General features: G+C 47.3%; 3 protein-coding genes and 1 pseudogene. 2 read left to right on the forward strand and 2 right to left on the reverse strand.

The features are described 5' to 3' along the window. Together hcp and CUS_RS05420 are read right to left on the reverse strand one after the other, a co-directional pair. Positions 1–1414, reverse strand: a 1414-nt coding sequence (gene hcp / locus CUS_RS05415; protein ID WP_037276695.1) for a hydroxylamine reductase, incomplete at its 3' end; no start/stop codon positions are given. 14 nt (positions 1415–1428) lie between these two features. After that, on the reverse strand, positions 1429–2124 hold the full coding sequence (locus tag CUS_RS05420; RefSeq protein ID WP_002848152.1) for an ATP-binding protein: 696 nt from the start codon (positions 2122–2124) through the stop codon (positions 1429–1431). An 85-nt stretch (positions 2125–2209) separates the two neighbouring features. Between CUS_RS05420 and CUS_RS05425 the strand changes: the two genes are divergently transcribed. Both CUS_RS05425 and CUS_RS05430 read left to right on the forward strand, forming a co-directional pair. Then, entirely contained in the window at positions 2210–2854 is a 645-nt protein-coding gene (locus CUS_RS05425) for a Crp/Fnr family transcriptional regulator (protein WP_002848160.1), read from the forward strand. A gap of 11 nt (positions 2855–2865) precedes the next feature. After that, positions 2866–3152, forward strand: a pseudogene (locus tag CUS_RS05430) (relaxase/mobilization nuclease domain-containing protein); the annotation flags it as partial.

Raw genomic sequence — 3152 nt, forward strand, 5'->3', positions numbered from 1 at the left:
CATCATCAAGCCCGAATACCTCTTTCAGCTTCAGAGCGATAAGCGCCAAAGAATAAGAATCATTGCACTGTCCGGCATCGAGAACTCTCGGAATACCGCCGATGTCGCCTAAATTGAGCTTGTTATACTTATACTTTGCACAGCCTGCGGTAAGGATCACCGTGTCTTTAGGCAGCTTCTCAGCAAATTCCCGATAGTAGCTTCTGGACTTCGCTCTGCCGTCACAGCCTGCCATGACTACGAATTTGCGGATAGCCCCCGATTTTACAGCTTCTACAACTGTATCGGCAAGTGCAAATACCTGTTCATGGGCAAAGCCGCCGATAATAGAGCCGGTTTCGATCTCGGTAGGCGGAGGACATTTCTTCGCTTGTTCGATGATCGGCGAGAAATCCTTTACTTCGCCGTAGGGTGCGTCAATATGCTTACAGCCCGGATATCCTGCGGCACCTGTTGTCCAAAGTCTGTCCTTGTAGCTGTCCTTCGGCGGAACGATGCAGTTTGTGGTCATCAGCACCGGACCGTTGAAGCTCTCAAATTCCTCTTTCTGCTTCCACCACGCATTGCCGTAGTTTCCTGCGAAATGCGGATACTTTTTGAAGAACGGATAATAATGCGCAGGTAGCATTTCCGAGTGCGTATAAACATCAACGCCCGTATCCTTTGTCTGCTCAAGGAGCATTTCAAGGTCTTTCAGATCGTGACCTGAGATCAGTATTCCCGGATTATTTCTCACGCCTATGTCAACGCTTGTGATCTCAGGATTGCCGTATGCTGTAGTATTTGCAGCATCAAGGTCAGCCATACCCTGAACGCCGTACTTGCCGACTTCCAGCGTGAGAGCCCCAAGGTCATCGACCGACAGACTGTCATCAAGTGTTTTAGCAAGAGCCGACTGTAAGAAAGCATCAAGCTCCTCATCATCATTCAGCAAAGCGTTTGCGTGTTTTGTATATGCCGCAAGTCCTTTCAGACCGTAGGTTATCAGCTCACGCAGAGAGCGTATATCCTCATTCTCTGTTGCAAGTACGCCGACAGTCTTTGCTTTCTCGGTATAGTCCGAACCATTCCAAAGAGCTGCTTCGGGGAGTGATTCTTTATTCTGCACCTGTCCGAGCAATTCTTCTTTGACTGCAAGTGTTTCAGTAACCTTAGCGGTAATGCTGTCGAGATCAAAATTTGCATTGGTGATCGTGATAAACAGGTTCACGCTGATAAGATGATTAACAGTCTTATCGACAGTCTTTCCCTCTGCACGGAGCTGAGTTGTCACCGCAGACAATCCCTTTGTAACGTACACAAGCAAGTCCTGCATTGCTGCGACTTCAGGCTGTTTACCGCAGACACCGCAAGCGGTACAACCCTTACAGCCTGCTGTTTCCTGACACTGATAGCAAAACATTTTCTGTTCCATGATATATTCCTCCATTATTTTCTTATCTCAACGATACTGCCGTCCGGCGAAATGACTGCAACTTCAAGCGGAATATCCTTACCGCTTGCTTCTATCGCACGTTTTATCGCATACTCCATACCTCCACAGCATGGTACGGTCATTCTTGTGAGAGTGATGCTCTTTATATCGTTATTACGGAATATCTCTGTCAGCCTTTCGGAGTAATCAACAGCATCGAGCTTCGGACAGCCGATGAGCGTAATCTTCCCACGGATAAAATCATGGTGGAAGTTCCCGTAGGCGTAAGCTGTGCAATCGGCAGCGATAAGCAGATCAGCACCGTTGAAATAAGGTGCATTTGTGGGCAGGAGCTTTATCTGTATCGGGAATTGTCTCAGACAGCTTGGAACACTAACATTGCTGTCATCTTCCTTTGGTGTAAAGCTCTGCAATGCAGAACCCGGACAGGTGAAACCGCTGCAAGCGGACTTTTTCTGCTTGTTTTCTTTCACCGCCTTTTCATCATAAGCCGCCGCTTCACGCTTGGTGAAGTGGATAGCGTCCATAGGACAGGCAGGGAGACAGTCACCGAAGCCATCGCAGAAATCATCACGCATGAGCTTAGCCTTGCCGTTCACAATAGCGATCGCTCCCTCATGGCAAGCCTTAGCACACAGACCGCAGCCGTTGCATTTTTCTTCGTCTATCTCAATTATTTTCCGTATCATAGCCATACCTCCTTGACTTTCTGTATCCATTATAGTATAATCAAAGGAGAAAGTATGTTGTAATTACAACATTTTGGGAGAAAATATGGATATTTCAGTTTTGCATAATTCGATACTGTTCAAGGGCTTTGATGATACCGAAATAGCTGAGCTTATGAAAGCCCTTAATGCAGCCGAAAAGAATTATAAGAAAGGTACGATGATTTTTTCTTCGGGAGAGATCACCGATAAGCTCTGCTTTGTCACGGCAGGCGGCGTTACGATTGAAAGCAATGATATGTGGGGAAACCGCACGATACTCAACCTTGTAGGTAAGGGACAGTTCTTTGCAGAAAGCTATGCACTCCTGCCCGATGTGCCGATGCTTGTTGATGTATGTGCTGCCGAGGATTGCAGTATCGTGTTTCTGAGCATGAAGTCGCTCGCTGACCTCAACGATACGATAAGGGCGAGACTTCTTGCAAATCTTCTCACTATCACCACAAGAAAAAATCTGCACCTGTCGAGCCGGAGCTTTCATACTGCCCCGAGACAGGTGCGCGGACGTATTATGGCGTATCTTAATACCGTATCGGTTCAGAAGCATTCCCGTGAGTTTGATATACCCTTTGACCGTCAGCAGCTTGCGGACTATCTCAATGTGGAACGCTCTGTGCTATCAAATGAATTGAGCAAGATGCAGAGGGACGGACTGATACGATGCAGGAAGAACCATTTTGAGATCATATAACAGAAGCGCAGATGACCAATTTTAGCCATCAAGTCATAAAAGAGAGCGAGGACTTCGATGATTTCCTGCGGAAGTGCGCCGATTTCGGTGTGCTTGTCGAGTATAATCCCGACCACAAGATCGACCTGAAATTTATGCTTGCGGAGCAGAAGGAACGCAATCCGAGAGCGAAGATGACCAGAGCGAAAACGCTTGGGTGGTTTTATGAGACTGAAACGATCAAGAACCGCATCGCACAGTATCAGGGCGGTTGGATCTATGTGCCGAGGACGAAGATAAAAGAACGGACGGTAAAAGT

This window comes from Hominimerdicola alba 8, assembly GCF_000178155.2.
GTDB classification, from domain to species: domain Bacteria; phylum Bacillota; class Clostridia; order Oscillospirales; family Ruminococcaceae; genus Hominimerdicola; species Hominimerdicola alba_C.

What these genes read in the sequence shown, in the direction of transcription:
- CUS_RS05425 (WP_002848160.1), top strand. Translation starts at nt 2,210, where the DNA reads ATGGATATTTCAGTTTTGCATAATTCGATACTGTTCAAGGGCTTTGAT.
- CUS_RS05420 (WP_002848152.1), bottom strand. Translation starts at nt 2,124, where the DNA reads ATGATACGGAAAATAATTGAGATAGACGAAGAAAAATGCAACGGCTGC.